The 25,475-nt window shown below is 50.5% G+C and carries 20 protein-coding genes; all 20 read left to right on the plus strand.

Translation table 11 applies throughout. The annotated features are described in order from the left end of the window. Positions 1-42: 42 nt before the first annotated feature. The 20 genes from LIZ87_RS07715 (at position 43) to LIZ87_RS07810 (ending at position 25,348) form a co-directional block, all read left to right on the plus strand. Positions 43-303, plus strand: coding sequence for an IreB family regulatory phosphoprotein (locus LIZ87_RS07715; RefSeq protein WP_178314692.1), 261 nt, complete (start codon positions 43-45; stop codon positions 301-303). A gap of 282 nt (positions 304-585) precedes the next feature. After that, the gene (gene ruvX, locus LIZ87_RS07720) at positions 586-1,014 is read left to right on the plus strand and encodes a Holliday junction resolvase RuvX (protein ID WP_178314694.1); all 429 of its coding nucleotides are present in this window, start codon (positions 586-588) and stop codon (positions 1,012-1,014) included. A gap of 39 nt (positions 1,015-1,053) precedes the next feature. After that, the gene (locus LIZ87_RS07725) at positions 1,054-1,335 is read left to right on the plus strand and encodes a DUF1292 domain-containing protein (RefSeq protein WP_178314696.1); all 282 of its coding nucleotides are present in this window, start codon (positions 1,054-1,056) and stop codon (positions 1,333-1,335) included. Positions 1,336-1,666: 331 nt separating this feature from the next. Further along, on the plus strand, positions 1,667-3,301 hold the full coding sequence (locus LIZ87_RS07730; protein ID WP_227146231.1) for a ribonuclease J: 1,635 nt from the start codon (positions 1,667-1,669) through the stop codon (positions 3,299-3,301). Between the two features lie 22 nt (positions 3,302-3,323). Continuing rightward, a complete protein-coding gene (locus LIZ87_RS07735; protein ID WP_178314697.1) occupies positions 3,324-4,010 on the plus strand; it encodes an endolytic transglycosylase MltG in 687 nt (228 codons plus the stop codon). Continuing rightward, positions 4,007-4,654, plus strand: coding sequence for an O-methyltransferase (locus tag LIZ87_RS07740; protein ID WP_227146143.1), 648 nt, complete (start codon positions 4,007-4,009; stop codon positions 4,652-4,654). The genes LIZ87_RS07735 and LIZ87_RS07740 overlap by 4 nt, the downstream gene beginning before the upstream one ends. Positions 4,655-4,695: 41 nt before the next feature. Continuing rightward, positions 4,696-5,943, plus strand: a complete 1,248-nt coding sequence (locus LIZ87_RS07745; protein WP_227146145.1) for a peptidase U32 family protein — start codon at positions 4,696-4,698, stop codon at positions 5,941-5,943. A gap of 73 nt (positions 5,944-6,016) precedes the next feature. After that, positions 6,017-6,847, plus strand: coding sequence for a YdcF family protein (locus LIZ87_RS07750; protein WP_178316877.1), 831 nt, complete (start codon positions 6,017-6,019; stop codon positions 6,845-6,847). 238 nt (positions 6,848-7,085) lie between these two features. Continuing rightward, a complete protein-coding gene (locus LIZ87_RS07755; protein WP_227146148.1) occupies positions 7,086-10,034 on the plus strand; it encodes an insulinase family protein in 2,949 nt (982 codons plus the stop codon). 19 nt (positions 10,035-10,053) lie between these two features. Next, entirely contained in the window at positions 10,054-10,968 is a 915-nt protein-coding gene (gene era / locus LIZ87_RS07760) for a GTPase Era (RefSeq protein WP_227146151.1), read from the plus strand. Positions 10,969-11,044: 76 nt separating this feature from the next. Beyond that, positions 11,045-11,707 (plus strand): DNA repair protein RecO, encoded by a 663-nt coding sequence (gene recO / locus LIZ87_RS07765; RefSeq protein WP_178317303.1) that lies wholly within the window; start codon positions 11,045-11,047, stop codon positions 11,705-11,707. Positions 11,708-11,803: 96 nt separating this feature from the next. Beyond that, the gene (locus tag LIZ87_RS07770; RefSeq protein ID WP_178317302.1) at positions 11,804-12,445 is read left to right on the plus strand and encodes a hypothetical protein; all 642 of its coding nucleotides are present in this window, start codon (positions 11,804-11,806) and stop codon (positions 12,443-12,445) included. Positions 12,446-12,623: 178 nt separating this feature from the next. Next, the gene (locus LIZ87_RS07775) at positions 12,624-14,012 is read left to right on the plus strand and encodes a glycine--tRNA ligase (RefSeq protein WP_178317301.1); all 1,389 of its coding nucleotides are present in this window, start codon (positions 12,624-12,626) and stop codon (positions 14,010-14,012) included. Between the two features lie 781 nt (positions 14,013-14,793). Then, entirely contained in the window at positions 14,794-15,000 is a 207-nt protein-coding gene (locus tag LIZ87_RS07780; protein WP_178317300.1) for a MarR family transcriptional regulator, read from the plus strand. A gap of 32 nt (positions 15,001-15,032) precedes the next feature. Beyond that, the gene (locus tag LIZ87_RS07785) at positions 15,033-15,203 is read left to right on the plus strand and encodes a hypothetical protein (protein WP_178317299.1); all 171 of its coding nucleotides are present in this window, start codon (positions 15,033-15,035) and stop codon (positions 15,201-15,203) included. A gap of 412 nt (positions 15,204-15,615) precedes the next feature. After that, on the plus strand, positions 15,616-17,136 hold the full coding sequence (locus tag LIZ87_RS07790; protein WP_227146153.1) for a sensor histidine kinase: 1,521 nt from the start codon (positions 15,616-15,618) through the stop codon (positions 17,134-17,136). After that, on the plus strand, positions 17,108-17,797 hold the full coding sequence (locus LIZ87_RS07795; RefSeq protein ID WP_178316542.1) for a response regulator transcription factor: 690 nt from the start codon (positions 17,108-17,110) through the stop codon (positions 17,795-17,797). Before LIZ87_RS07790 ends, LIZ87_RS07795 begins: the two co-directional genes overlap by 29 nt. Before the next feature lie 192 nt (positions 17,798-17,989). Beyond that, complete coding sequence (locus LIZ87_RS07800) at positions 17,990-18,973, plus strand: hypothetical protein (RefSeq protein WP_178316543.1); 984 nt, start codon at positions 17,990-17,992, stop codon at positions 18,971-18,973. A gap of 467 nt (positions 18,974-19,440) precedes the next feature. Beyond that, a complete protein-coding gene (ppdK, locus tag LIZ87_RS07805) occupies positions 19,441-22,065 on the plus strand; it encodes a pyruvate, phosphate dikinase (protein ID WP_227146155.1) in 2,625 nt (874 codons plus the stop codon). A gap of 490 nt (positions 22,066-22,555) precedes the next feature. Next, positions 22,556-25,348 (plus strand): hypothetical protein, encoded by a 2,793-nt coding sequence (locus LIZ87_RS07810; protein ID WP_227146157.1) that lies wholly within the window; start codon positions 22,556-22,558, stop codon positions 25,346-25,348. Positions 25,349-25,475 lie beyond the last annotated feature (127 nt).

Genomic DNA, 25,475 nt, shown 5'->3' on the forward strand with positions numbered 1-25,475 from the left:
TATAAGGTAGAATAGAGAAGAATACTTAAAGGACGTGATGATATGGGCAATATGAGAGAAACACAATATTTTCAGGCTGTTCAGGACAAGAAGATGGAAGTCAGTGATGTGCTGGAGCAGGTATATATTGCCCTGACCGAGAAAGGATATAACCCGATCAATCAGATCGTGGGTTATATCATGTCTGGGGATCCCACTTATATTACCAGCCACAGAGGAGCCAGGAGCCTTATTATGAAGGTGGAACGGGATGAGATCCTGGAGGAGCTGATGGCTGTATATATTGATGCCCGTTTAAAATAATAGGCGCTGTTATCCGGCAGAGGAGGAGCCAGAGGGGCTTTCTGCCGGATTTTATGGATTTCGGATATATGGGTATGAGAGGGCGGCATCAGTTGGCAAATAGCCAGCTGGTTTTGTTGTGCTCATATCTAAGGTCGGCAAAGCAAACCTGCATGCGCCCGGCTGGCGGACGCGCCACCGCACCACGAAAATCTGGCGGGCGCATTGGGCATACCTGAATTTAGTGCCGCCTTGCGGCGGCGGGACTTTCATAGTCAAGGAACAGGTTCGGAGGAACAGAATATGAGGATAATGGGTCTGGATTACGGCTCAAAGACAGTGGGGGTAGCAGTCTGCGATCCTTTAGGTATCACTGCCCAGACAGTGGAGACCATTACGCGCAAGGACGAGAATAAGCTTCGGAGAACCCTTGCAAGAATTGAAGAACTAATTGCGGAATATGAGATTGAACGGATCGTTCTTGGTTATCCTAAGAATATGAACAACACCCTGGGTGAGCGCGCAAAGAAGACAGAGGAGCTGAAAAGCGCTCTTGAGCGGCGGACAGGACTGCCTGTTGTGCTCTGGGATGAGCGGCTCACCACCGTGGCAGCAGACCGTGTATTGATGGAGAGCGGCGTGCGCAGGGAGCACAGGAAGGAATCCGTGGATCAGATCGCGGCAGCCATGATCCTTCAGGGATATCTGGACAGCCTTGCAAATGCCAGATAGGATGAGGAAGAGGAAGAAACCATACAGATGGAGAAACATATGACAGAGAAGAAAGAAACCATGATCACCATGGTAACAGATACAGAGGAAGCAGTAGATTTTTATGTATTGGAAGAAACGAGAATGAACGGCAGGAACTACCTGCTTGTGACAGACGCACCGGAGGGACAGGATGGAGAATGTTATATCCTGAAGGACGTATCCGGTGAAGGCGACCCGGAAGCTATCTATGAGTTCGTGGAGGACGATGTGGAACTGGACGGCCTGATGGGGATATTTGAAGAATTGCTGAGCGACGCAGACGTGGCTCTTGAGAAATAAAGCTTTATGATAAAATTAGATTGGAGGAATCAATTTGTTTTTAGAAGAAAAAGAGAATACAGCTGAGGCAAAAGAGGCTTCGGGAAAATCCGGCGGGAAACCACAGCCCAGGAGAACGGCACAGAGGAGGACAGCTCCGAAAAATGCGAATGCAGCAAAGGGCCAGGAGCAGCACCAGGAAAATGCAGGAGGCCAGAAGGCAGCCGCTCCCCAGAAAAGTGCAAATACCCAGAAGCCCAAGCAGGTGCCTGCGAAGAGCCAGAAGGATGGAAAAAGCCCTGCAAAGCAGCCCTCAAAGGCGTCAAAGAAGGACGGCAGGGGCAAGCTTAAGATCATTCCATTGGGAGGCCTTGAGCAGATCGGCATGAACATCACGGCTTTTGAGTATGAGGACAGCATCATTGTTGTGGACTGCGGACTGGCATTTCCGGGGGACGACATGCTGGGCATTGACCTGGTAATACCGGATGTGACCTATTTAAAGCAGAACATTGACAAGGTAAAGGGCTTTGTCATCACCCACGGCCATGAGGACCATATCGGAGCCCTTCCTTACATTTTACAGCAGGTAAATGTGCCTGTGTACGGCACAAAGCTGACCATTGCCCTGATCGAACATAAGCTGGAGGAGCACAAGCTGTTAAAGAATACGAAGCGCAAGGTGATGAAGCACGGACAGTCCGTGAACCTGGGCTGCTTCCGCGTGGAGTTTGTGAAGACCAACCACAGCATCCAGGATGCTTCTGCCCTGGCGATCTTTTCACCGGCAGGCATCGTGCTCCACACAGGAGACTTTAAGATCGATTATACGCCGGTGTTCGGCGATCCCATTGACCTGCAGCGCTTTGCAGAGCTGGGAAAGAAGGGGGTCCTGGCCCTCTTAGCCGACAGTACCAACGCCACTCGCCCCGGTTTTACCATGTCAGAGCGCACAGTGGGAAAGACCTTTGACGCGATCTTTGCGGAGCACACCTCAAAGAGGATCATTGTGGCGACCTTTGCCTCCAATGTGGACCGGGTGCAGCAGATCGTAAATACGGCCTACAAGTACGGGAGAAAGGTCGTGGTGGAAGGCCGCAGCATGGTGACGGTCATTGACATTGCCAGCAAACTGGGCTATATTAATATTCCTGAGGGAACCCTCATTGATATTGAACATTTAAAGAACTATCCGCCTGAGTCCACGGTGCTCATCACCACGGGAAGCCAGGGAGAGTCCATGGCAGCCCTGTCCCGCATGGCGGCAAGCATCCACAAGAAGGTGTCCATCATGCCGGGTGATGTGGTGATCTTAAGCTCCACTCCGATACCGGGTAATGAAAAGGCAGTGGCAAATGTGGTCAACGAGCTCTCCATGAAGGGCGCAGAGGTGATCTGCCAGGATACTCATGTTTCAGGACATGCCTGCCAGGAGGACTTAAAGCTGATCTATTCCTTAGTCCATCCGAAGTTTGCGATCCCTGTCCACGGTGAATACCGCCACAGGGTAGCCCAGAAAGAGCTGGCAGAGTTTATGGGCGTTGCAAAAGACAGGGCAGTGCTGGTAAACTCCGGCGATGTGGTGGCTCTGGATGAGAACAGCTGCGAGGTGATCGACCACGTGGTTTCCGGCGGCATCTTAGTAGACGGACTGGGCGTAGGCGATGTGGGCAATATTGTCCTGCGGGATAGACAGAACCTGGCCCAGAATGGTATTATTGTAGTAGTCCTGACCTTGGAAAAGCATTCCAACCAGCTTCTTGCAGGGCCGGATATCGTGTCCAGAGGTTTTGTCTATGTGAGAGAATCAGAGGATCTTCTGGAGGAGGCCCATGCCATTGTGGCGGATGCGGTGGAGGACTGCATGGAACGGGGCGTCAGCGACTGGGGCAAGATCAAGAACATTATCAAGGACAGCTTAAGCGACTTCCTGTGGAAGCGCATGAAGCGCAGTCCCATGATCCTGCCGATCATTATGGAAGTATAGTGCATATATAGGGAATGGAGCCATGAGCAATACAACAAGGGAAATCAACAGAATAACCACAACGATCATCAGCATTTCAGTGAAGCTCATCGTATACGCTCTGATCATCCTGCTGCTTTATGAGGCAGTGATAAGAGGTTTTGCCTTCGGGCACTCTGTCTTCTATGCAGAGGCAGTGGAGGAGGCTCCGGGCCGCGATGTCTCCGTGACCGTGCCAAAGGATGAGTCTGTCTCTGAGGCAGCGGATCTGCTGGCAGAAAAGGGATTGATCAAGAGCGAGATCGCCTTTTTGTTCCAGAGCAAGTTCTATGATTACGAGACCATGTATCCCGGAAACTATACGCTGAACACCTCTATGACCTCAAAGGAGATCCTGCAGACGCTGGGAACAAAGCCATCAGAGGAGAGCGAAGGCGCAAGCCGTGCAGCAGGCTCCGGTTCCGAAGGCGGAGTCAGTGCGGCGAAGGCAGCAGAGGCCGCAAAAGAGCAGGATGAGGCCGGAAATGAAGCCGGAGCCGTGGAGGCGGCTGCCCAGGCCGCAGAGGGGGAGAACCCGGAGGTTCAGCTTGATTATGACGGCATTCCCATGGAAGGGGAGACTGCAGAGGGCGAAGGCATGGCCGGCCAGGACAGCGGTTCCTGGTACTATGGAGAAGATGAGGATGAAGGCGGCTGGATCGAGGATGCCGCAGAGGATATAACCCAATGATCGTAAATGACAGGATAACCGAATACATCCATTCCCTGGAGTCCAGTCAGGGAAGCCTTTTGGATTCCATAGAAAAGGAGGCCCTGGACGGTTATGTGCCCATCGTGCGCCGGGAGACAGCGTCCCTTTTGAGAACACTGGTGGCAGCACTTAAGCCTTCCCGGATATTGGAGATCGGTACGGCCATAGGCTATTCCAGCCTGGTGATGTGCCAGGTAATGCCTGAGGACTGCCGCATTACCACCATTGAAAAGTATGAAAAACGGATCCCCATTGCGAGGGAGAATTTTAAACGGGCAGGAGAAGAGGAGCGGATCACCCTTCTTGAAGGGGATGCAGAGGAGATACTGAAAGGACTTTCAGGAGAATGCTTTGACTTTGTGTTCATGGATGCCGCCAAGGGCCAGTACTTAAACTGGCTCCCCCTGCTCCTTGAGATCATGCCTCTGGGAGGCGTTCTGGTTTCCGACAATGTGCTCCAGGAGGGAGATGTGGCGGAATCCAGATTTGCCGTCCTGCGCAGGAACAGGACCATTCACAGCAGGATGCGTGAATACCTCTATGCGTTAAAGCACATGGAGGAATGGGAGACAGCCATCCTTCCCATTGGGGACGGAGTTGCCGTCAGCACAAGGGTAAGGTGAGACGCAGGAAGAAACGCAAGGCAGTGAAAGGATAACGTGAAATGAGAAAAACAGAATTGCTGATACCGGCAGGCAGCCTGGATGTGCTGAAGACAGCAGTGGTCTATGGCGCAGATGCCGTATATATAGGAGGAGAGGCCTTTGGCCTCCGGGCAAAAGCCCACAATTTTTCCAATGAAGAGATGAGAGAAGGAATTGCCTTTGCCCATGAGCGCGGAGTCAAAGTCTACGTTACGGCCAATATTCTGGCTCACAACGGGGATCTGCCGGGGGTGGAGGCTTATTTTGAAGAATTAAAAGAGATCGGCCCGGATGCGTTGATCATATCAGACCCCGGAGTCTTTGCCATTGCAAAGCGTGTGCTCCCGCAGATGGAGCTCCACATCAGCACCCAGGCAAATAATACCAACTATGGTACCTACCTGTTCTGGCATGAGATGGGAGCCAAGCGTGTGGTGTCCGCCAGGGAGCTCTCTCTGGCAGAGATCAGGGAGATCAGAAGCCGTATCCCGGAGGACATGGAGATCGAGAGCTTTATCCATGGTGCCATGTGCATTTCCTACTCCGGCCGCTGCCTGCTCAGCAATTTCCTTGTGGGCAGAGATGCCAACCAGGGAGCCTGTACCCATCCCTGCCGCTGGAAATACTCCATTGTAGAGGAGACAAGGCCGGGAGAGTACATGCCTGTCTATGAAAATGAGCGCGGCACCTACATTTTCAACTCAAAGGATCTGTGCATGATCGAGCACATCCCTGAGATGATCGATGCAGGGATCGACAGCTTTAAGATCGAGGGGCGGATGAAGACAGCCCTGTACGTTGCCACTGTCGCCAGGACCTACCGGAAGGCCATTGACGACTATATGGAATCTCCCGAACGATACAGGGAGAACATGGAGTGGTATAAGGAAGAAATTGGAAAATGCACCTACCGGGAGTTTACCACCGGTTTTTACTTTGGAAAGCCCGGAGCAGATGCCCAGATCTACAGCAGCAATACCTATGTAAAAAATTATACGTATCTGGGAACAGCGGAGGAGACAGACGGACAGGGCAGGTGCAGGATCCAGCAGAAGAATAAATTCTCTGTGGGAGAGACCATCGAGATCATGAAGCCGGACGGACGGAATCTGGAGGCAGCGGTAAAGGAGATCCGTGACGAGGAAGGCAATGCCCAGGAGAGCGCGCCCCATCCAAAGCAGGTTCTGTGGGTGGACCTGGGGGCAGAGGTGGAGCCCTATGATATTCTGCGGAAAAAAGAGGAAGGACAGTCTCAGGCAGAATTATGATCTGAGAGGAAAACAATAACAGCGGCATGGCATACGGCGCAGCCGCGCCGGAGGATGAGAGGAGGTGCAGCCGATGGGCGAGCTGATACTGGTCGGAATGGCAATTTTATGTGTGGCTTATTTTATTATGATCGTCCTTTATGCGGGAATCGGAACATCCTTTGCTTTTATATGGCTGTTTTTTGCATCTCTTCTGATTTTCCTGGTGTATGGGAAATGGTATTATGTGAGAAATAAAAGCCGCATACCAAGGTGGGTGCCTGTCAGCATTGTGACGACCTGCGTGGCCGGTGTGGCTTCCCTGGTCATCGCCTGCACGCTGGTCTTTGCGGGAGCGGCAACGCCCGCCCGTCCCGGCCTAGATTACGTGATCGTGCTGGGAGCCAGGGGAAAGGAGCACGCTGCAGTAAGCGATTCCCTGAAGAAGCGTCTGGACAAGGCCGTGGAGTACCTGGAGGCAAACCCGGATACCATGCTGGTGCTCTCCGGGGGAAAGGTGCCTGGGGAAAAGGAAAGCGAGGCCCAGGCCATGTACCAGTATCTTGTATACAATGGCGTGAGCCCGGAACATCTTCTTCTGGAGGAGCGGTCTGTCAGCACAGTGGAGAATATTGCCTACAGCAGGATCGTGATCGAGCGCCACAGGGAGAGGGAGAAGGAAAACCGCCTTTCTATGCCGCGTCCGCGGGGCCATGGCCCCTATCTGGTGGCTGCGGATAAGCCCCTTGAGGTGGGGATCCTCACCAGCAATTTCCATGTCTACCGGGCAAAGCTGACAGCGGAAAAATGGGGCCTGGACAATGTATACGGCATTTCCGCAGAGTCGGATCCAGTGCTGTTCGTCCATCTGTGCGTCAGGGAGTGGGCGTCCATCATCAAGGACAGGCTGATGGGAAATATGTAAGGCATTGGAAGGAATAGGAAGGCAGAGGACAGGTATAAACAGGCGGGCTGTTTGGAAGAATAAGCCTGCATGCGTCCCGGCTGGCAAAGCGCCGCCGGGCTATGAAAAGCTGGCGGGCGCTTTTGGCATATCTGAATACATGCTGCCTGTCCGGCGGCAGGACATTCGCAGCATAGAGGGCCGTAACAGGCCGCTATGGAGGAAAACAGAATCAGCAGGAAGACAGGAGAGATCGCAGATGTTGGAGAAACAGAATCTGGAACGTGTAAAGGAGCTGGGCGCATACAGCCTTGCAGAGGAGCGGTATGTGGAGGAGATGCATTCCCAGGGAATGGTGCTGGAGCACAAAAGGAGCGGGGCTAGGATATTCCTTATGTCCAATGAGGATGAGAACAAGGTATTTTCCATTGGCTTCCGCACGCCGCCTGATGACAGCACGGGACTTCCCCATATTTTAGAGCACAGCGTACTGGAAGGCTCTGAGAAGTTCCCTGTTAAGGATCCCTTTGTGGAGCTGGTAAAGGGCTCCTTAAATACCTTCTTAAACGCCATGACCTACCCGGACAAGACCGTCTATCCGGTGGCAAGCTGCAATGACAAGGATTTCAGGAATCTGATGGATGTGTATCTGGACGGCGTCTTCCATCCGGCTATTTACAGGGAGCCGAAGATCTTTATGCAGGAGGGCTGGCATTATGAGCTGGAGTCTGAGGAAAAGCCTCTGACCATCAACGGCGTTGTGTACAACGAGATGAAGGGAGCATTTTCCTCACCGGAAAGCGTACTTGACCGGTATACGAGGGCAGTGCTCTTCCCGGACAACAGCTACAGCAATGAATCCGGCGGAGACCCTTCCAGGATCCCGGACCTGACCTATGAGAAATTCATTGATTTCCATAAGAATTATTACCATCCTGCCAACAGCTATCTTTATCTCTATGGAAATATGGACATGGCAGAGACCCTTGCCTGGCTGGATGAGGCCTACCTTTCCGGTTACGACAGGAAGGATTGCCACGCGGATTCCGGGATCGCCCTGCAGGCGGCATTTTCTGCTCCGACGGAAAAGGAGATCACCTACTCTGTGACGGAGGAGGAGGGCGTGGAGGATAGGACCTACCTGTCCATCAATACGGTAGTTGGCACAAATCTGGATCCGAAGCTCTATGTGGCCTTCCAGATTTTGGAATATACCCTCATCAATGCGCCTGGAGCTCCCTTAAAGCAGGCCCTGATTGATGCCCATATCGGTCAGGACATCCTGGGAGGATATGAGAACGGAATCCTGCAGCCCTACTTTTCCATGATCGCGAAAAATGCGAACAAGGAGCAGAAGGGTGAGTTTTTGGCAGTGGTAAAGGGAACTCTGCGCAGGCTGGCGGACCAGGGCATTGACAGAAGGAGCCTTTTGGCAGGCTTAAATTACTATGAGTTCCGCTACAGGGAGGCAGACTACGGCTCTGCTCCCAAGGGGCTTATGTACGGTCTTTGGTCTATGGACAGCTGGCTTTACGATGGGGATCCCATGCTCCATCTGACCTACCAGGAAACCTTTGATTTCCTGAAGAAGGCAGTGGATCAGGGGTATTTTGAAAGTCTTATAAGGGAGTATCTGCTGGATAATCCCCATGAGGCCGTTATCCTGGTAAGCCCTGAGGTGAACAAGACCGCCAGGGAAGACGAAAGGCTGGCAGAGCGGCTGGCCGACTATAAGGCCTCTCTCTCAGAGGAGGAGACCGGCAGCCTGGTGAGGCAGACAGCGGAGCTTAAGGCATACCAGGAGGAGCCCTCCTCTCAGGAGGATCTGGAAAAGATCCCCATGCTCCGGAGGGAAGACATTGACAGGCAGGGAAGCCCCTTTGCCTATGAGAAAAAGGAAGAAAACGGCGTGACTGTGATACACACGCCGATGTTTACAGCAGGCATCGGATATCTGAAGGTGCTGTTCGGTACAGACAGGGTTCCCCAGGAGGATCTGCCCTATGTGGGACTGTTAAAATCTGTGCTGGGATATGTGGATACGGAAAATTACAGCTACAGTGACCTTACCAGCGAGATCTATTTAAACAGCGGCGGCATTGATTTCTCCGTAGCCTCCTATGTGGACAGGAGGAAGGAGGAGGGCTTCACTGGGGCCTTTGTGGCAAATGCAAAGGTGCTCTATGACAAGCTGGGCTTTGCCTTCTCCATGCTGGCGGAGATCCTGACGCGCTCAAAGCTGGGAGATGAGAAGCGGCTGGGAGAGATTCTGGATGAGACAAAGTCGAGAGCGAGGATGCGCATGGAAAACGGCTCCCACGCTGCGGCGGTGGGAAGGGCATCCGCCTATGTTTCCCCCTGGTCTGCATTTAATGATGTGACAGGAGGAGTCGGATATTACCAATTTTTGGAGAATGTGACGGCCCGCTATGGAAAGGAGCCGGACTACCGCAGGGAATTGATCAAAAAGCTGGAGGAGACGGCCTTCCGGCTGTTCGCAGCGGACAATCTCCTTGTTGGCTATACGGCAGATGAGGAGGGCTACGCCTTTCTTCCAAAGGAGCTTCAGGCCTTCCGCACAGAGCTCTTTGAGGGAGAGAAGGGCCGTTTTGCCTTCACATTTACGCCTGACAATAAAAATGAAGGCTTTACCACAGCCTCCCAGGTAAACTATGTGGCGCGCTGCGGGCATTTTGCTCCTGAGGACTACACGGGAGCCCTCAAGGTGTTGAAGGTGATCATGAATTATGAATACCTTTGGATGAATCTGCGTGTAAAGGGCGGGGCCTACGGCTGTATGAGCGGTTTCGGGCGTTCCGGAGAGGGATACTTTGTGTCCTACCGCGATCCGGGCCTTGGAAAGACGAACCGGACATACGAGGGCATACCGGAATACCTGCGTCAGTTTTCCATTGACGACAGGGATATGACGAAATATGTGATCGGCGCCATCAGCGATGTGGATGCGCCCCTCACTCCATCCCTCAAGGGAAGCAGGAGCTTATCCGCTTATCTTTCCGGCGTCACAGATGAGATGGTGCAGAGGGAGAGAGAGCAGATACTGGATGTGACCCAGGAGGATATACGGGCTCTATCCGGCCTCACAGAAGCCATTCTGGGCACAGGTGCTCTGTGCGTGATCGGAAATGACGAGCAGATAAAGGCAGAGAAGGAAATGTTCGGTGAAATAAAGGGGCTGTATCATTAAAAAGAACAGGAGTAAAATAATGGATCAGACAGTACAGAAGAAATCGGGCTTTGTCACCTTGATCGGCAGGCCGAATGTGGGAAAATCCACCCTCATGAATCATTTGATCGGGCAGAAGATCGCCATCACCTCAGATAAGCCCCAGACCACCAGGAACAGGATACAGACCGTGTACACAGACGACAGGGGACAGATCATTTTCTTAGACACCCCCGGCATCCACAAGGCAAAGAACAAGCTGGGCGAGTACATGGTAAATGTGGCGGAGCATACCTTAAAGGAGGTGGATGTGATCCTGTGGCTGGTGGAGCCCACCACCTTTATCGGCGCAGGAGAGCGCCATATTGCAGAGCAGCTAAACAGGGTGAACACTCCGGTGATCTTAGTCATCAACAAGATCGACACAGTAAAGCAGCAGGAGGAGATCCTGACCTTTATCAATGCCTACAAGGATGTGTGCAAATTTGCAGAGATCGTGCCTCTCTCCGCCCTGAAGGAGAAGAACACGGACCTGCTGCTCACGCTTTTGTTCCAGTACCTGCCCTATGGGCCTCAGTTTTACGATGAGGACACGGTGACAGACCAGCCCATGCGGCAGATCGCCGCAGAGCTGGTCCGTGAAAAGGCCCTAAGACTTTTGGACGACGAGATCCCCCATGGCATCGCCGTTACCATTGAAAAAATGCGGGAGCGCCCAAACGGGATCATTGACATCGAGGCCAGCATTGTCTGCGAGCGGGATTCCCACAAGGGCATCATCATCGGCAAGGGCGGCTCCATGTTAAAGCGCATCGGCACCGAGGCCCGCAAAGAGATCGAGCACATGATGGACACAAAGGTGAACCTGCAGCTCTGGGTAAAGGTGAGGAAGGAATGGCGCGACAGCGAGCTGTACATGAAGAATTATGGATATAATGAGAAGGACCTCGGCTGACAAAAGATCATCTCACAAGACCGGGTGCAAAGGGACTTTGAGAGTAACATAAAAAGAAAAGGAGGAAGGAGCGGGAATGAGAGAGACAGTGACACTCACAGGTATTGTCCTTATTTCCGCTCCTTCCGGCGAATATGACAGAAGGCTGGTGCTCCTCACAAAGGAGCGGGGAAAGGTGACAGCCTTTGCCCATGGGGCCAGGAAGCCGGGGAATCCGCTGATGGCTGCCAGCCGCACCTTTTCTTTTGGCTCCTTTTCCCTGTATGAGGGAAGAAGCGCCTACAACCTCCAGTCAGCCCAGATATCCAATTATTTTGATGAGCTGTCTACCGACATGGAGGCAGCCTGCTACGGCTCCTATTTTCTGGAGGCAGCCTCCTACTATGCCCAGGAGAATATGGATGAGACGGAGCTGCTAAAGCTTCTCTACCAGTCCCTGCGCGCTCTGACAAAGCCTGCTCTTCCCAACCGTCTGGTACGCCGGGTGTTTGAGTTAAAGGCCATGGTGATCGAAGGGGAGTATACGGAAAAGCCGCCCATGGCTGTATCGGAGTCCTGTACATACGCCTGGGAATATGTGGTGTATTCGCCCAGCCAGTCCCTCTACAATTTTACTCTGAAGGAGGAAGTCCTTTTGGAGTTTGAGCGGGCGGTGGAGAGCAGCCGCAGGCGCTTTGTGCGCCATGAATTCCGCTCATTGGAGATTTTGGAGATGATGGCCGTAACATTCACAGCATAATTCGCGAACATAAGTCTTGAAATTATGAAATTCAGAGGCTATAATATATGCCATATGCCCCATAAGTGGTGGCTTTGTGATGGAAAGGAATTGGTTATGAAAAAGAGGATATCAGCAGCAGGAGCATTGGCCCTTGCCGCAATGCTGCTTGTGACAGGCTGTTCCATAGTAGGCGGCGGGAAAAGCGGTTTCCAGCCAAAGGAAAACTGCGCCTACATTGAAAAGGATGGAAAGGTTCAGTGGGCATCGGTAGAGACCTATGGAGAGGGAGCGTTTTCAGAGGAGGAGATGCTTGCCTCTGCAAATGAGCGTATTGGGGACTTTAACCGTTCTCTGGGAAAGGAAAATGCAGATCCTCTTCCTGTAGCCGTAGTGTCAGGCTCCTTAAAGGACGGAAAGGCAGTTTTAGTGACAGCCTATGATACCCCGGAACGTCTGGTGGAATTTGCCCAGAGTATTGGTGATTATAATGTTGGCTTTACCCAGATGTCAACCGGGACGATCGACAGTATGGCCGGAGAGCTGAACAGTGTTTCCTGTCTGGATTACAGCGGCAAGGCACTGGAGGATCCGGCAGGCGCTGCAAAGGACGGCGGAAAGCTGGTGATCAAGGCAGAGGGACCGGGCCTGATACGCACAGAGGATAAGATCAAGCTGGTAAGCGAGGGCTGCAGTCTGAGGGATGAGCACACGGTGCAGACAGCGGCAGAGGGCATCAGCTATATTGTTACCAGGTAAGTTATATTATGAGAACCGCTTCGCGAACCTCATAATCGGATTTACGGCGCACAAAACGCGCCTTTTATGAGAAGCTGTATTATAAAGTAACAGTCCAAAACGGCCCCTCTTCCCCACCGAAAAAGCCGCTCTGAACTGTTTCGAATATATCATCATAATTAAAGAGAGGATATTGATTATGGAAAAGACAATGGAGAAAATCGTGGCACTTGCCAAGAACAGAGGCTTCGTATATCCGGGTTCTGAAATCTACGGCGGCCTTGCCAACACCTGGGATTACGGTAATCTGGGTGTAGAGCTTAAGAATAACGTAAAAAAGGCCTGGTGGCAGAAATTTGTCATGGAGAGCCCCTACAATGTAGGTGTTGACTGCGCTATTCTTATGAACTCCCAGACATGGGTAGCCAGCGGACACTTAGGCGGCTTCTCTGACCCGCTGATGGATTGTAAGCAGTGTAAGGAGCGTTTCCGCGCGGACAAGCTGATCGAGGATTACAACGATGAGCACGGCATCACCATGGAGGGCTCTGTTGACGGCTGGTCCCAGGAGCAGATGAAGCAGTACATTGAGGACAAGCATATCTGCTGTCCAAGCTGCGGCGCCCATGACTTTACAGATATCCGCCAGTTTAATCTGATGTTCAAGACCTTCCAGGGCGTGACCGAGGATGCGAAGAATACCGTATATCTCCGTCCTGAGACTGCCCAGGGTATTTTTGTAAACTTTAAGAATGTACAGAGAACCTCCAGAAAGAAGGTTCCCTTCGGTATCGGACAGATCGGTAAGTCCTTCCGCAATGAGATCACTCCCGGTAACTTTACCTTCCGCACAAGAGAGTTTGAGCAGATGGAGCTGGAGTTTTTCTGCAAGCCGGGAACAGACCTGGAGTGGTTTGCTTACTGGAAGCAGTTCTGCATTAACTGGCTGAAGACCTTAGGCATCAAGGACGATGAGATGCGCGCAAGAGACCACTCCCCGGAGGAGCTGTGCTTCTACAGCAAGGCTACCACTGACATCGAGTTCCTGTTCCCCTTTGGCTGGGGCGAGCTGTGGGGCATTGCAGACAGAACAGACTACGATCTGACACAGCACCAGACTGTATCCGGCCAGGATATGTCCTACTTTGACGACGAGGCAAAGGAGAAATACATTCCTTATGTCATAGAGCCGTCCCTGGGCGCAGACCGCGTGACCTTAGCTTTCCTTTGCGCAGCCTATGACGAGGAGGAGATCGGCGAAGGAGATGTGAGGACCGTCCTTCATTTCCATCCTGCTATCGCACCTGTAAAGGTAGGCGTACTTCCTCTGTCCAAGAAGCTGAACGAGGGCGCAGAGAAGATCTACACAGAGCTGTCCAAATACTTCAACTGTGAGTTTGACGACAGAGGCAACATCGGAAAGCGCTACAGAAGACAGGATGAGATCGGCACACCATTCTGCATCACCTATGACTTTGACTCCGAGACAGATCAGGCTGTAACTGTCCGCGACCGCGACACCATGGAGCAGGTACGTATTCCGATCGCAGAGCTGAAGGATTACTTTGCTGAGAAGTTTATGTTCTAATTGATAAAAGGAAAACCGCATTGTGGATAACGGCACAATGCGGTTATTTTTTATAGGAAACGCCTTCGGAGCCGGATTCTTTTTTTATAGTTTTCAAACACAAAATTCTGAAACCTTCGGACAGTGGGGCGCAGGGGTTCGTCTTTTTTTCCAGAACATATACATGGATCTGTATAAAATACAATCTTCTATGGTAAGGAGCTTGACGTTTTGGTAGCGCGCTCCGATCACATGGGGGATTAAGCCTACACATTCTCCAGTATCCACAATGCCGGCAATCATGATTTCATTGGTAACCTCATGAACAATATTGGGGACGAAGTTATGCTATGGAAAAGAACTTCTGCTCCTTCAGATTCCTGCAGGTGCTGAAACACCATATTATTATATCGGTGATGGTGTAACAGAAGCATATATTCGTATCGGAAATGAAAGCGTTGTTGCTGATGCGACTGAATTAAAACGTCTGGTCATGCGTGGCAGAAATTCATCTTACGATTCTCTAATGTCTCCGTATAATTTGAGGACTTCTCTTTTAGCAAGCTGAGAGAACGTTACAAATCATGGACGGGAAACAGCATGACAGAGAAAAGCTTTGAGTCTTTTGGCATTAGGGATGCGCAGGGATATCTTACCTGTGCAGGTGCATTACTTGCTAACGATGCTCCTGTTCGATGGTCTCGCCTTTTCTGCACAAGATGGAATGGACTGGATAAAAGCGGTGGACAGATTGATGCTTTGGATAGTGCCGAGTACACAGGTAGTCTTATCATTCTTCTAAATGAAGGCATTAAATGAAGCTTTAACAGAGAATCAAAAATTACTGCTCGATATACTGCATAGCAATCCTGCTATTACGCAAAAGGAAATTATTGCGAATACGTTTTTGTCAAGAAGTACCGTTCAGAGGACGATTAAAGAACTTACAGAAAAAGGAAAATTGAAACGTGTAGGTTCCCAAAAAGCTGGTAGTTGGATTGTATGCTGAAAAGGCCAGGGAAACCTACGGGGCCGCATTATTTGAGCCGCCAAAGTGTGGATATTGCCCATGGGATCATCGCTGATGTGGCAGTGACTCCAGGAAACGTAAATGACTCCGGCCCTTATTTAGAACGGATTGAGTATATGCGGAATCGTCTGGAACTACACATCAAAACAGCAGGGGGAGACAGGGCATATGGAACCAGCTGATACTGTGTAGCCTTGAAATGGAGGAATTCAATATTTGCAGGGTTTATCGTGTGGAATGTAAAGAATGCAAACCCTGTCTAATGTTTAGCCGATGCGTGGGTTCCAGTCAAAAGAGTTGGACAGTTCGTGTAAACTTCTTTGAGGAAGCGGAAACTCACTGCCTCTTATCAGCAATGGCCTTAAATCTAAAATGGATGGTAAATGTTTGGAGTGATGCCGGGAGGCCTCTTTTCTATTACGCTCGTCCCTCGCTCCATAAAAACTTACAGGAGAAACAAGGAAAAACCTAAATTTTAGAATGATTTTATAAATGAAAACAGGGAAGTATGCTATAATCTTGTTAGAGCTTGTGCTCTTAAGGCGACACTTTGTCTCCCTTTCCCACACTCTTCAAAAAAGGAGAATGGGCAATATGAAATTGAGAACCCGCCTTGCCATAGCATTTCTGATCATCACGGTGGTTCCGATGGCGATCTTTTCCCTGTCAGTGGTGGTGCTCAGCAGCTATCAGGCAAGATCATTTTCAAAAGAATACGGATTAACAGAGCAGATCGATCTGTTCAACGGCAATTCCATGCAGATATTTAACCGTCTGACCAAACGGGCTCAGACGGATATCCGAAGAACCCTGGATACCAATCCCGGCCTGTATGAGGACAAGGAGTATCTGGACAAGGTCAACAGTGAGCTTCGCAGCCATTATGCATATTTGATCGTCCGCAAAGGAGCTTCGATCTTCTACTGCGGTGAAAGCAGCCCTGATGACCTGCAGGCCCTCTACAGCCAGCTTCCGGATTTTGACACCATGAAGGGCAATCTGGAGGGCGGCATTTACATGGATGGTGAGAGCCAGCATTTGATCAAACAGATGGATTTCGTCTTCCCTGACGGCGAGGAAGGCAGCGTCTTCATCATTTCCAATGTGGATGACCTGGTACCTGAGGTCAAGTCCATGATCCGGGAAATGCTTATGATGGCCATTATTATCCTGATAGTGGCAGGAATTACATTGACATTGTGGATCTACAGCTCCATCTTAAGCCCTTTAAACAAGCTCCAGGAGGCGACAAAGAAGATCGCAGAGGGCAATCTGGATTTTACCCTGGATGTGGATGCGGACGATGAGATCGGTCAGCTGTGCCAGGACTTTGAGGCCATGCGCATCCGCCTGAAGGAAAATGCGGAGGAGAAGATCCAGTACGACAAGGAGAGCAAGGAACTCATCAGCAACATTTCCCACGACCTGAAGACGCCGATCACAGCCATCAAGGGCTATGTGGAGGGGATCCTGGACGGAGTGGCCTCCTCGCCGGAGCGGCTTGACAAATACATCCGCACCATATACAACAAGGCTAACGACATGGACCGTCTGATAGACGAGCTGACCTTTTATTCCAAGATCGATACCAACAAGATACCCTACACCTTCAACAAGATCAATGTGGCCCAGTATTTTAAGGACTGTGTGGAGGAGGTAGGCCTGGACATGGACTCCAGGGGGATCGAGCTGGGGTATTTTAATTACGTGGATGAGGATGTGGTGGTGATCGCGGACGCCGAGCAGATGAAGCGCGTTATCAACAACATTATCAGCAATTCCGTCAAATACCTGGATAAGAAAAAGGGGATCATCAATATCCGTATCAAGGATGTGGGAGATTTCATCCAGGTTGAGATCGAGGACAATGGCAAAGGAATCGCCACAAAGGACCTGCCCAACATTTTCGAGCGGTTTTACCGCACAGATTCCTCCAGGAATTCTTCCCAGGGAGGAAGCGGCATTGGCCTTTCCATTGTCCGCAAGATCATAGAGGATCACGGAGGCCGCATATGGGCCACCAGCAAGGAGGGGATCGGAACGGAGATCCACTTTGTCCTCAGAAAATATCAGGAGGTTATACAGGATGAGCAAGATACTAATCGTAGAGGATGAGGAGAGCATTGCAGAGCTGGAAAAGGATTACCTGGAGCTTTCAGGATTTGAGGTAGAGATTGAAAATAATGGAAGTGAAGGCCTTGATAAAGCACTAAAGGAGGACTATGACCTGCTGATCTTAGATCTGATGCTTCCTGGAACAGACGGCTTTGAGATCTGCAAGCGGGTCCGGGAGGTAAAGAATACTCCCATTATCATGGTTTCCGCTAAAAAGGAGGATATTGACAAGATCCGCGGCTTAGGGCTGGGAGCCGATGATTACATTACAAAGCCCTTCAGCCCCAGCGAGATGGTAGCCAGGGTCAAGGCCCACATGGCCCGCTATGAGCGCCTGATCGGTAGCGGACAGGCCTCCAACGAGATCGTGGAGATCCGCGGTTTAAAGATCGATAAGACTGCCCGGCGCGTATGGGTGAACGGCGAGGAAAAGAACTTCACCACAAAGGAGTTTGATCTCCTGACCTTCCTGGCCCAGAATCCCAACCATGTGTTTACGAAGGAGGAGTTGTTCTCTAAGATCTGGGATATGGAATCCATCGGAGATATCGCCACTGTGACCGTGCATATCAAGAAGATCAGGGAAAAAATCGAGTTCAATACGGCAAAGCCCCAGTATATTGAGACGATCTGGGGGGTCGGGTATCGCTTTAAGGTGTAAAACAAATTCAAACAACCGAAATTCCCTTGTATTTATAAGGAAAAATCTGTCTGTTACATTTGACGATTATTTTTCATACTACCCACATGCGGCCAAATTCTTTGGACTATGGTATATTGGTAACAGGACATATACATTAGCTGATATGAGTTATGCAGTAAAAAATATAAAAATAGAGAAGGATCATGAACAATGACAAAGAGGAAGAAGTGTGTTGCTTTATTAGCATCTATGGTTCTGGCGGCATCTACGAGTATCACATCTTTTGCGTGGGATACAGAACAGTATTTATATGAGCCAACCGTGGACGAAAATGGCTATGTAACAGGGTGGAACTGGGAAGATACGGACTGTGATGGCACCTTTGAGTGTTATTACCGTAATATGGATTTTTATAATTCGTGTGATGATGAATTTAAACGGGTTCTTCATAAATGGACTGCCCTGACGGATGTCAATCAGTATATCCGCACAACGCCGGATGGATACCAGGTAAATGCAAAAATGCAGTGGGTTGTGGACGGTGTTGTTCAGACAAAAACAAGAGAAAAGGATACCAGTGCAGATGATTCTGTATTAGCAGATATACCGTATGACCCGGCGCATCCCCTTGCTTGTGTGATGGACAGGTGGAACTTGAGGCTTACACCGGAGACGAATTTCCTGAATTATAATTATATAGCTGAAAATGATAATATCCATGCTATGCTGACAGGCCAGATGGAATATTATCATCCCAGGACCGGAGGCGGCGCAGACCGGTTGAATGAAATTGAATTGGAAGTCTATCAGTGGTTTTGTAATTGGTTAAATGGGATGGATTTCCAAAATATGAGCGAAATGGAACGCGCAAGGGCCATAAAAGATGTACTGGCAATGGGAAATTATGATAACAGCTATGACAGTAACACCAATATAAAAAATGTGATATACACTACCATGATAGAGAAAAAGGGGGTTTGCGCAGACTTTGCAATGACGGTAAGATCATTAGCAAAATGCCTGGGACTAAAGTCGGCCCTTGGCGTAAATCCGTCGGCAAACCATGCAACGTGCTTTGTGCAGGTAGACGGGAAGCCGTATCTGAGCTCCAATTTACTGCTCCAGCTGGATTACCCGGCAGATTCATATGAATTTTCTCCAGGTTATAACAGCAGCATTGTGTTTATCGATTAATTATAAAAATGTGCAGAAACGCCGAAGGGGCAGATTCCTTTCGGCGTTATCTTTTTGAGTCGATCTTTTATGATTTGCCGGTATCTCCCGTCCAAGTTTAGAGGACGGCCAATGGGATTTTCCTCCGGTGAGGGGAGTAAAACCGTGAAAGCACTTACAAAAGAAACAAGGAGTTTGGGCATGCGGAAAGAAAGAAAAAGTCGCGCAAATATAAGAAAATAAAGCAGAAGTTCGGATATGCGAATTGATAACGCATATGTGAAAAAGACAGAAAATGAAAGCACTTTCATGTATTTTAGCAGTAAAATCGGCAAATTTTTTCGATATTTTACCAGAAAAACTCTTTACTCGAAAAATGTTTGTGATATAATGGACAAGGCGGACGGACTGGGAGAATCATTTGTTCCGTCCAATACAAAAAGCAGCAGAAAAACAGTCTGAAACATTTATTGAGGAGGAAAAAACCAATGGCAAAAAAGTATTGCTACCTGTTTAGCGAAGGCAATGCCAGCATGAGAGAGCTTCTTGGCGGCAAGGGTGCAAACCTTGCAGAGATGACCAATATCGGTCTTCCGGTTCCACAGGGCTTTACAATCTCCACTGAGGCTTGTACCCAGTATTATGAGGACGGACGCGAGATCAATGATGAGATCTTTGCTGAGATCAATGAGTACATCACAAAGATGGAGGAGATCACTGGCAAGAAATTTGGCGATAAGAAGAACCCCCTTCTTGTATCTGTACGTTCCGGTGCAAGAGCATCTATGCCTGGTATGATGGACACTATCCTGAACCTGGGCCTGAATGAAGAGGTAGTAGAGGTTATCGCTGAGCAGTCTCAGAATCCGCGCTGGGCATGGGATTGCTACAGAAGATTTATCCAGATGTACTCCGACGTTGTAATGGAGGTTGGCAAGAAGTATTTTGAGGCCCTGATCGATGAGATGAAGGAGAAGAAGGGCGTTAAGCTGGATGTTGAGCTGACAGCAGAGGATCTGAAGGAGCTGGCTGGCCAGTTCAAGGCTGAGTATAAGGCAAAGATCGGTGCTGATTTCCCATCTGATCCAAAGGAGCAGCTCTACGGAGCAATCAAAGCAGTATTCCGTTCCTGGGACAACCCACGTGCCAACGTATACCGCCGCGACAATGATATCCCATACTCCTGGGGTACTGCTGTAAACGTACAGTCCATGGCATTCGGCAACATGGGTGACGATTGCGGTACTGGCGTTGCATTTACCCGTGACCCGGCTACCGGTGCAAAGGGCCTCTTTGGTGAGTTCCTGACAAATGCACAGGGCGAGGACGTGGTTGCAGGTGTCCGCACTCCTATGCACATCAATGAGATGGCAGAGAAGTTCCCAGAGGCATTTGAGCAGTTCAAGAATGTTTGCGCTACTCTGGAGAATCACTATAGAGATATGCAGGATATGGAGTTTACCGTTGAGCACGGCAAGCTGTATATGCTGCAGACACGTAATGGTAAGAGAACTGCTCAGGCAGCTTTAAAGATCGCCTGCGATCTGGTTGACGAAGGTATGAGAACACCAGAGGAAGCAGTGGCAATGATCGATCCTCGTAACCTTGATTCCCTGCTGCATCCAACCTTTGACCAGAAGGCACTGAAGGCTGCAACCCCGATCGCGAAGGCTCTGGGCGCTGCTCCAGGTGCTGCATGCGGTAAGATCGTCTTCACTGCAGATGATGCGGTAGAGTGGGCTGAGAGAGGCGAGAAGGTTGTTCTGGTCCGTCTTGAGACCTCCCCGGAGGATATCACAGGTATGAAGGCTTCCCAGGGTATCCTGACTGTCCGCGGCGGCATGACCTCCCATGCAGCAGTAGTTGCACGTGGTATGGGTGCTTGCTGTGTATCCGGCTGCGGCGATATCATCATGGACGAGGCAAACAAGAAGTTCACACTGGCTGGCAAGGAGTATCATGAGGGTGATGTTATCTCCTTTGATGGTTCTACCGGCTGCGTATATGATGGCGCAATCCCAACTGTTGATGCTCAGATCGCCGGCGAGTTCGGACGCATCATGGCATGGGCAGATGAGTTCAGAACCTTAAAGGTACGCACAAATGCAGATACCCCAGCTGACGCAAAGAAGGCAAGAGAGCTTGGCGCAGAGGGCATTGGCCTTTGCCGTACAGAGCATATGTTCTTCGAGGGCGACCGCATTGATGCATTCCGCGAGATGATTTGCTCCGATACAAAGGAAGAGCGTGAAGTTGCACTTGAGAAGATCCTGCCGCTGCAGCAGGGTGACTTTGAGCAGTTGTATGAGGCTATGGAGGGAGACCCTGTTACCATCCGTTTCCTGGATCCGCCTCTGCATGAGTTCGTTCCTACCGAGGAAGCTGATATCGAGAAGCTGGCAGCAGCTAAGAATAAGACTGTCGAGGAGATCAAGGCTATCTGCGATTCCCTCCATGAGTTCAACCCAATGATGGGTCACCGCGGCTGCCGTCTGGCCGTTACCTATCCTGAGATTGCTGTTATGCAGACAAAAGCTGTTATCCGTGCAGCAATCAACGTAAAGAAGGCTCATCCAGATTGGAATATCGTTCCTGAGATCATGATCCCACTTGTTGGCGAGATCAAGGAGCTGAAATACTGCAAGAAGACCGTTGTTGAGACTGCAGATGCAGAGATCGCTGCAGCAGGCTCTGATTTGAAGTACCATGTTGGTACCATGATCGAGATCCCAAGAGCAGCTCTGACTGCTGATGAGATCGCAAAAGAGGCTGATTTCTTCTGCTTCGGTACAAACGACCTGACCCAGATGACCTTCGGCTTCTCCCGTGATGATGCAGGCAAGTTCCTGAACTCTTACTACGATGCCAAGATCTTCGAGAACGATCCATTTGCAAAGCTGGATCAGACTGGTGTCGGCAAGCTGATGGAGATGGCAATCAAGCTGGGCAAGCCAGTGAACCCAGAGCTCCACGTAGGTATCTGCGGCGAGCACGGCGGCGATCCATCCTCCGTAGAGTTCTGCCACAAGATTGGCTTAGACTACGTATCCTGCTCACCATTCCGTGTGCCGATCGCACGTCTGGCAGCAGCTCAGGCAGCGCTCAAGAAATAACTGCAATCAGTTTTATAACTGAATAGCATTTTGTCAATAACGATAAGACCTCTGTACGAAAGTACAGGGGTCTTTTTGTGATGGTGCGCCTGGCGGCGCACGTTTCTAACAGGTGAAAGTCCCGAAGCCGTCCGGCAGTGGGAAGGACATAGCCGAAGGCAAGGGTGTCCATCGCGAGGTGGAATCTGAAGGAAGCCGGATGTGGAAACAGACGAACCACGGGCAAACCTCTGGCCTGACGAAAAGAAACTACATATGAGGTTATGCATGAGAGTAGCTCCACTATATTTCGTAATGAGATTCAGAAAGACAAATGAATGATGTTGAGGCCGTCGCACGATGTGCGATGGCCTCTTTTTAGTGCAAAGCATACCGAAAAGCTGCCAGAGAAGATCGTGACAAATGTCACTGGAAAAGTGACAGGCGGCATCTGGAGGATTTTTCCTATATTTCCTATAATAAGAATACCAAAGGAAAGAGGGAAAGGGGAATGAATATGGGGTTGGTGATGGCGGTTCTTATTTGGCTGGCTGCACCTTTTGTGGAGCTTGTGATCATTATTGTATTGCTGGTATCAAACAGCCGGTATAGGAGGCAGATCCGGGAGCTGACGGCTGGGCGGGAAAGGCAGCCAGCGGTTAAGATGGCAGCGGAGCTGGAAGAAATGGAGCTGACCACAGAGGCGAAGATGGAGGGGGAGGCAGAGGCGGCAGAAGAAACGGCGTCGGCAATGAAAGACGGCTGGCATAGGGGCGAATATGCGGTGGAGAAGGCCAAAGACTCTCCTTTTGGCACAGCGGCCCTGATGATCGGTGTGATCTTTGTGGTGATCGCAGGTCTGATCTTTGCTACTACAGCCTGGAATGTTCTTCCGAATACCGGGAAAGCGCTCCTTGTTCTGGCGGCATCAGGGGTGTTCTTTGGAGCCAGCTGGCTGGCTGAGAGCAGGCTGCATATCCAAAGAACAGGGAATGCGTGTTATGTGCTGGGAAGCCTCTTTTTATTCCTCTTTGTAATAGCAGCAGCTTATTTTGAAGTGCTGATGCCGGAATTTATCCTGTGCAGGAGAAAACGCTGGTTGGTTTTGTGGATAGGAAGCATTGTGACAGAATGCGCATTTTTTGCAGGATTAAAGCGGTTTCATGACCGGATCTATACACAGATAAGCCTGTGGGGCGTGACGGTCTCCGGGATCTTTATGGCAGGGGCCCTTCAGACAGGTCTTGATGGATGGATCAATGATATGATGCTGTATGCCGCAGCTTTGGTGATCCTGCAGCAAGGGATTTTAAGGAGCAGGAGAAAGGGCAGCGATGGAGACAGCAGCAATGGAGACGGCAGTGGGACTGGGTATATTGACATGCTGTTGGAGGGCCTTCGGAGCTTTGTGCCAATCCATTTCTGGGTGTTTGCAGCCCTTGTGATGGTTTATGGATGCACGCGGATCGGAATCTGGCTGCTGGGAGATTATGGAGCCGCCAATATGTCCATCTCTCATTTTTGCTCCATGGCAGCAATGACAGCGGGAGCAGCTGTCCTTGCATGGAATCAGAAAAGCCGCTGGAATACCATCTTTTTTGCAGTGGCAGCGTCAGTCCTTGCCCAATACTGCGCATTCCTTGCGCCTGTTCATGTGTCGGGGCAGTGCTGTCTGGCCGCCGCCGCCATCTCCCTCTGGCTTTTGCTGGTGCAGAAGCAGGAAGGGTGGAAATGTTTAAATAAGGATGGCATCCGCATGGTGTTCCTGATTTTAAATACTGGCTGTTCCCTGAGATATGCCCTGTCCGCTGTGGGAGGCATGTCAGAGCTTCTGGCGGCTTCGGCAACGGTTGTATTTCTGGCGGCGGCATTAGGACAGTGGGGAAAGAAGAGAAGCTGCGTCCGCCTGTTTATACCAGGTTCGCTGTGGCTGCTCACCCTTACAGGATATGAAATGCTGGACAGAAGCTTTCCGGATCTTCATTCTGTGACCTATGAAATGCTGCTGTTTGCATTTCTCTTTGGAATCATGTTATGGGATCTGTGGCGGAAGGATGTATTCTGCCTCCCGGTGCTTGTGATGGGGACCTTGGCCCAGACCGGATATTTCTGGCAAAAGGAAGTGACAGCGCCCTTTGCGCTTCTGATAGCAGGATATCTGCTGGCCAAAGGATATTTTCGGAAGGAGGAGCCTGCCGGATGCCTGTATTCTATGTCAGGCTGCTATTTCCTGTTGGGAGTGTATGTTTTATCCTGCCGTTTCACGGATGTGCAGGTTATGCGGATGACGGCGGTCAATCTGCTGTTTGGGGCAGTTGGGCTGGCACGCAGTGTGGGAGTGCATCGGAAAACACCTGATGGGTGTGACGGACAGTACCATCCTCTTATATGGGATATCTGTGGATGCAGCGCCTTCCTGTTTACGATAACTGGTTTCTATTGGGACGGGGACGCAGGACTTGGAGAACTCGTTCTCTGTATGGCCGCCTTTACAGGATATTTCATCTGGTTTTATAAGGGAAACCGCCAGTGGCCCCATTTCCTGGCAGCCCTGAGTATGGTTCCGGTTCCCTTCCTGCTGGGTGAGCGCCTGCTTATGACAGAAAACGGGAGATATGCTGCCGTAGGTGCGGTCTTGCTCATTTCCGGTCTTCTGTGCCGTAAGCTTCTGCCGGTTCTTAAGAGGGCAGAGGGGGTCCGGGGAGGCTGGCGCGTGAACTGGTATCAGGTATGCTCCGTCTTTGTGCTGATCGGAATGCTTCCGAAGGCGAGCGATGTGTGGCAGTTTCTTTATCTGCTCCTCCTGGCTCTCAACATCCTGCAGTTTGCAGCAGCAGAGAGACTGAGAAAGGGCGCCATTTTCCTGGCAGCCTGCGCTCTGGGAGCCGCTTATCTGGAGCAGCCCTTCATAGAGTGGCCTGATATCATCGGATTGGAATGCAGGATGCTTCCCTTTGTTCTGCTTATCTGGCTTGCAGGAAGGCAGTGGAAGGAAAGGGAAGGAGTGAGGGCGCTTCAGACAGCAGGCTATGTGATCTGTCTGGTTATTCTGTGCTTTAACGTCCTCCTGTTTGGCAGCCTGGCAAATGCCATGATCCTGGAGGCGGTCTGCCTGGCGATCTTTCTTTGGGCGCAGGTAAAAAAGAACGGCAGCTGGGTGCGTATTTCCGGTATATTCCTGATACTGGTAGTGGTCTTTTTGACAAAGGAGTTCTGGCTGAGCATTTCCTGGTGGATCTATCTTCTGGCAGCAGGAATCGGCCTGATCATTTTTGCAGCCCAAAATGAAAGAAGGAAGCATTAGGAGGAATGCGCTGACGGCCATTTGCAAAATGGCTGCCTGCTATCCAGCCAGGTGTTTTGTGTGAGTGAAGCATGAGGGAAGTCCCGGACAAAAGAGCCGGATCAGGAGAAAATGTAATTGCTTTGAC

Source organism: Lacrimispora sp. 210928-DFI.3.58 (genome assembly GCF_020554865.1).
In the GTDB taxonomy this organism is placed as follows: Bacteria; Bacillota; Clostridia; order Lachnospirales; family Lachnospiraceae; genus Enterocloster.

What these genes read in the sequence shown, in the direction of transcription:
- LIZ87_RS07800 (WP_178316543.1), top strand. Translation starts at nt 17,990, where the DNA reads ATGACAAAGAGGAAGAAGTGTGTTGCTTTATTAGCATCTATGGTTCTG.
- LIZ87_RS07795 (WP_178316542.1), top strand. Translation starts at nt 17,108, where the DNA reads ATGAGCAAGATACTAATCGTAGAGGATGAGGAGAGCATTGCAGAGCTG.
- LIZ87_RS07755 (WP_227146148.1), top strand. Translation starts at nt 7,086, where the DNA reads ATGTTGGAGAAACAGAATCTGGAACGTGTAAAGGAGCTGGGCGCATAC.
- ruvX (WP_178314694.1), top strand. Translation starts at nt 586, where the DNA reads ATGAGGATAATGGGTCTGGATTACGGCTCAAAGACAGTGGGGGTAGCA.
- ppdK (WP_227146155.1), top strand. Translation starts at nt 19,441, where the DNA reads ATGGCAAAAAAGTATTGCTACCTGTTTAGCGAAGGCAATGCCAGCATG.
- LIZ87_RS07780 (WP_178317300.1), top strand. Translation starts at nt 14,794, where the DNA reads ATGAAGGCATTAAATGAAGCTTTAACAGAGAATCAAAAATTACTGCTC.
- LIZ87_RS07745 (WP_227146145.1), top strand. Translation starts at nt 4,696, where the DNA reads ATGAGAAAAACAGAATTGCTGATACCGGCAGGCAGCCTGGATGTGCTG.
- LIZ87_RS07750 (WP_178316877.1), top strand. Translation starts at nt 6,017, where the DNA reads ATGGGCGAGCTGATACTGGTCGGAATGGCAATTTTATGTGTGGCTTAT.
- LIZ87_RS07735 (WP_178314697.1), top strand. Translation starts at nt 3,324, where the DNA reads ATGAGCAATACAACAAGGGAAATCAACAGAATAACCACAACGATCATC.
- LIZ87_RS07725 (WP_178314696.1), top strand. Translation starts at nt 1,054, where the DNA reads ATGACAGAGAAGAAAGAAACCATGATCACCATGGTAACAGATACAGAG.
- LIZ87_RS07770 (WP_178317302.1), top strand. Translation starts at nt 11,804, where the DNA reads ATGAAAAAGAGGATATCAGCAGCAGGAGCATTGGCCCTTGCCGCAATG.
- LIZ87_RS07715 (WP_178314692.1), top strand. Translation starts at nt 43, where the DNA reads ATGGGCAATATGAGAGAAACACAATATTTTCAGGCTGTTCAGGACAAG.
- era (WP_227146151.1), top strand. Translation starts at nt 10,054, where the DNA reads ATGGATCAGACAGTACAGAAGAAATCGGGCTTTGTCACCTTGATCGGC.
- LIZ87_RS07740 (WP_227146143.1), top strand. Translation starts at nt 4,007, where the DNA reads ATGATCGTAAATGACAGGATAACCGAATACATCCATTCCCTGGAGTCC.
- LIZ87_RS07810 (WP_227146157.1), top strand. Translation starts at nt 22,556, where the DNA reads ATGAATATGGGGTTGGTGATGGCGGTTCTTATTTGGCTGGCTGCACCT.
- recO (WP_178317303.1), top strand. Translation starts at nt 11,045, where the DNA reads ATGAGAGAGACAGTGACACTCACAGGTATTGTCCTTATTTCCGCTCCT.
- LIZ87_RS07775 (WP_178317301.1), top strand. Translation starts at nt 12,624, where the DNA reads ATGGAAAAGACAATGGAGAAAATCGTGGCACTTGCCAAGAACAGAGGC.
- LIZ87_RS07790 (WP_227146153.1), top strand. Translation starts at nt 15,616, where the DNA reads ATGAAATTGAGAACCCGCCTTGCCATAGCATTTCTGATCATCACGGTG.